Consider the following 1,503-nt stretch of genomic DNA (forward strand, 5'->3'; position numbering starts at 1 on the left):
CCTCGAATGGAAATTTTTTCTTTCTTCCAGACATCGATAATTTTTTGGCGAAAATCTACGGAATAGGGTCTCATAGGAAGCTGGTAAGTTCTATTATTTGTCTATTTGCTTTCTATTGTACCTCATAGCTCCAAGAATTGCTATATATCATCTCTTTGTCCATATTCTTGTAATGCCCATTCATTAAACATTTTTAACAAACTCTGCCATTCAACTCCCATCATTACCCTTCTAATTGTTGAAGAGGATGGGACTCTTTCTGGAATTATGTTAAATTCTTTACTCAGCCTGTGCCGATTATTTTTAGCAAACTCTCCTAGCTCTCTATAACCTGAGTATCCTAGCATTGTTCCCAGTATTATTACTACTAATACTATCCATAAAGGGTGTCTTTTTCCTTGATCTTTCCGAAAGTCCTTGACTTGTTTTAGTTTTTCTATTAAGCTCAACATATATTTGAAAAGTTGCCGGTCACTCCTCATTTTACCTGACAGTGATCGCTTTTACTTTTGATATTCTGATGGGAGAATGAAACAGCCCTAGGGCAAGGGGGGGGGCTTTGCTCTCGGTGTCTTGTGTAGATAATTATGTATTTTTACACCGGTTGTCTTGGGAAAACTTTAATGAATCTCAAGATTTGAAAGCGCAAGTAGAAAACTTTAAAGAGACTTATGGTTGTTAGCCAGCAATCCGTTCATGTCGATAAAATTTATCGAACCAGAGAAAACTTGGCATGGTGCAAGGAAAGAGGGATAAGATTAAGTGGATTACCCTTGGGAAGACCACCGAAGAATCGAAGCGCTGAAATAAAAAAACAAGCTCAAGAGGACGAGAGTTTTCGCAATGCAATAGAAGGGAAATTCGGACAAGCTAAGAGAAGATTTGGTTTAAATCTGTGCATGACAAAACTACCTGAAACTTCAGAAACGTCCATTGCTCTTACCTTTTTGGTTGTCAATCTTTCCCGACTGCTTCGGCAGTTTTTTGGGCTTTTTTTGTCTTTCTTGATTTTGGGGCGAACAAAAGAACTAAGATGTCGGCAACGCTTTAATAAAAATTATGTTAAAAGTGATTTTACTCAAGTAAAACTTATCACTTGGGCGACAAATTATTGGCACTCAATAGCATAATTCTTTGAGCGACTTTTTCAGCAAGCCCTAATTATAATGCCAATTCCAATTGGTCAGGCAGCCGATGAAAGCGGCTGGGAAATATTGACGCTCCCATCGCACTCAAGCGAGGGATTCCCTGTTCATCCAGTTACCTTATCTCCCACATTCCGCACCCTCAACTGTCACATAAGCTGTCCCCCTCCAGAAACTTGAGTAAAAATACTTAGCTGGTGAAGGTTTTCTCGGCACCAGCTAGGGCGGTCTTGAGACCCCTAATTATGAAAAAATAGGAATTGTTGGAAAACTGAGGCGAGTGGACTGTTCGACCATGAATCAATCAACAGAAATTGAAGTCAAAAATCTAGACCATCTGGGATTAGTAGCCGGAATT

At 39.3% G+C, this 1,503-nt stretch carries 2 pseudogenes; one reads left to right on the plus strand and one right to left on the minus strand.

The features are described 5' to 3' along the window. Positions 1-143: 143 nt before the first annotated feature. Positions 144-452 (minus strand): annotated as a pseudogene (locus tag H6F92_RS00080) (transposase family protein); the annotation flags it as partial. A 101-nt stretch (positions 453-553) separates the two neighbouring features. On the opposite strand from H6F92_RS00080, the pseudogene H6F92_RS00085 reads away from it, so the two are divergent. Beyond that, positions 554-1,130 (plus strand): annotated as a pseudogene (locus H6F92_RS00085) (transposase); the annotation flags it as partial. Between the last annotated feature and the right edge of the window lie 373 nt (positions 1,131-1,503).

The organism is Microcystis wesenbergii FACHB-1317, assembly GCF_014696875.1.
Classification (GTDB): Bacteria; Cyanobacteriota; Cyanobacteriia; order Cyanobacteriales; family Microcystaceae; genus Microcystis; species Microcystis wesenbergii_A.